This is a genomic window from Desulfatiglans anilini DSM 4660 (genome assembly GCF_000422285.1).
Classification (GTDB): domain Bacteria; phylum Desulfobacterota; class DSM-4660; order Desulfatiglandales; family Desulfatiglandaceae; genus Desulfatiglans; species Desulfatiglans anilini.
Genome location: NZ_AULM01000093.1, coordinates 1 through 2,373 on the forward strand (window position 1 = coordinate 1; position 2,373 = coordinate 2,373).

A 2,373-nucleotide genomic window follows, 5' to 3' on the forward strand; every position below is an offset into this window, starting at 1 on the left:
TGGACAATTTGCTGTTCTAGGAAAAAACACATAGAGGTATTGAACTACCGTTGAATTTTATAATGAAATTCCGTTATAAGATTATTACACACTTTTTTGGCGAACTGTATTTAGATATAGCATTTATATATGCAAAAGCACTACGTTACAGATTAGCCGTGGAATTAAACTTTAGAACAAAGTAGAAACGCCCACCCTTAGGATGGAGGTTTCTACTTTGTTCTAAAAAAGGAATATATGGAATCAGAGCTGGATTGAGATAAAAATCCGTGATATCTACAGAGAACTAGACACTGCAGGCGACGCTTGTACCTTGCGCACCTGAGCATTCGGTTCGATACAGGAAGAATGTGATCACTGGCAAAAGCATATGGAAGCCACTTTTACAATGGATGGTTACCGGAGAGGCGGGCCGACTTAGGATGTCGAGACGGTTACCGAAATGGCCGGGACGGCTTACGGTGCCCGGACTTTACCTCCATGTCCCCTTCTGCAAGAACCCCTGTCCATATTGCCCATACAATCGTATTAAATATGACGAAGGTCTCTTCATGGCATACGAGAGGGCTGTTAAAGAGGAGATCGATTTATATGGTCCGTACTTAGATGGGCAGGCGTTTTGCTCACTTTACATAGGCGGGGGAACGCCGACCGTAAACTGGCGTGGACTTGTTTCCATTGTGTGCTACCTGCAAGAGCGGTTTCAAAAAATCGGAGATATCTGTGTTGAGCTGCACCCCGGAAGTATGGAAGTGGACTGTCTTTCCGCGCTGAAGGATATAGGCGTTACTATGCTCTCCATTGGGGTTGAGTCCACCTCTGATGTCGTGCTGAAGCGCATCAAGAGAAGTCATGATGCCCGCGTAGCGCTTGAGGCGGTGAAACGATCCATGAGGATGGGATTTAAATCAGTCAACGTCGACTTGATGTTTGCCCTTCCCGGCCAGACCCTTCCGGAATGGGAGCACGATGTTAAGACGGTTGTGGGACTTGGTGTCGATCAGCTGAGCACTTACCCGATGTTCTCATTTCCATACTCTGATCTGGGCAAGAGTAATAGCCTTCAGCAAGTGGAACATCCATCTCATTGCCGCGTCAAATCTATGTTGGAATTCACCGACAAGCATTGCGAAGAGAATGGATTGCAGCAGTGTACTGTGTGGAGCTGGGTTAAACCCTGGAAAGGGAAGTTCAGTTCAATCACCCGCCATCACTTTATTGGTTTTGGGCCAAGCGCGGCCTCCATGACAGGCGCAGATTTTTACGTCAATACTTTCGATGTCAAGGCCTACGCAACCAAACTGCCATCAGCGCGACCCGTTGCGGTATCTATGCCGATACAGCGTCGACTTGAGATGGCGTATTGGCTTTATTGGCGCATCTATGAACTGGAAGCGTCTAGTGAAGAATTTCGTAGAGTTTTTGGCTCAAATGCCTGCCTGGATGCCGAGTTTGGACATTTGTTGCGCCCTCTGATACCGATGGGGCTGGTCAATCGCACGAACGACACCTACCGCATCACGAAATCGGGGGCATATTGGATTCACCGATTGCAGAATGAGTATAGCCTAAGCTATATTAACCACCTGTGGGGTAGATGCCGAAAAGAACCATGGCCAGAAGAAGTAAAACTATGATCCAATACCTCGTGTTAGCGCCGGTCAAAAAATGGACAAGTATGGCCGGTAGAAAAGTGACCAAGCTTGGCGGCTAAAAAACCTGGATTGTATGTTCCTTCTTTTTCTCGCTCTGTAAGCCCTGTCTTTTCTTTCTGGATCTGCTTCTTTCTCTTTTTAATTTGTCTTTTCGAGCTATCTAAAAAGGTTAGACTTATAAGTGTTATGGTTGTCATCCACGGCGAGGGCAACCATCAACCAAACTGTCCGATGCGTCCATTTTGGATCTGTTTTCGAGCGTAATCCGCGCATCAAGATCCTACAGCTTCAGGCCAGATTACCAGCTGGAAAGCGTTTCCCTTGTTTTCGGATACCGGCCGGCATCCCCGAAGCTCTTCTCGAAGTCAGCGTGTCGGCGATGATCTGCGGCGATGGGCGATGGCGGGCCGTCAGGCGGATCCCGCCGAAGGCTTTCCTTTACGAGCCCTCGGGAAGTTGGGGTATCCATAGACAAAAAGACCACCAAGAAGAAGGTCCCACTCACCTGCAAACATTCACTACAGGGCGGAAAACATCACGTAGGGTGGGTGGCGAGCCGGCCTTTTGCCATTGGCTATTACGGCGGAGGTTCGCCGGCTTCATTCCAGCCGCGCACTCGGTAGTACTCGGCCAGCATCGTGGCCATTTGAGCCTCGGTGATCCCTTTGCCCTCCTCGGGAAGGGCTTCCTGGTGGAAACGGGGAGGGAGATTGTCGTC

Annotated in this window: 2 protein-coding genes; one reads left to right on the forward strand and one right to left on the reverse strand. The window is 49.0% G+C overall.

The window, feature by feature from the left end:
- Positions 1 to 422: 422 nt before the first annotated feature.
- Positions 423 to 1,637, forward strand: a complete 1,215-nt coding sequence (locus tag H567_RS0121150) for a coproporphyrinogen-III oxidase family protein (protein WP_244155538.1) — start codon at positions 423 to 425, stop codon at positions 1,635 to 1,637.
- 595 nt (positions 1,638 to 2,232) lie between these two features.
- Here the strand turns inward: H567_RS0121150 and H567_RS30240 are convergent.
- Positions 2,233 to 2,373, reverse strand: a 141-nt coding sequence (locus H567_RS30240) for an aldehyde ferredoxin oxidoreductase C-terminal domain-containing protein (protein WP_153306322.1), incomplete at its 5' end; no start/stop codon positions are given.

Coding starts and splice junctions, on each gene's coding strand:
- H567_RS0121150 (WP_244155538.1), top strand. CDS start 423: ATGTCGAGACGGTTACCGAAATGGCCGGGACGGCTTACGGTGCCCGGA.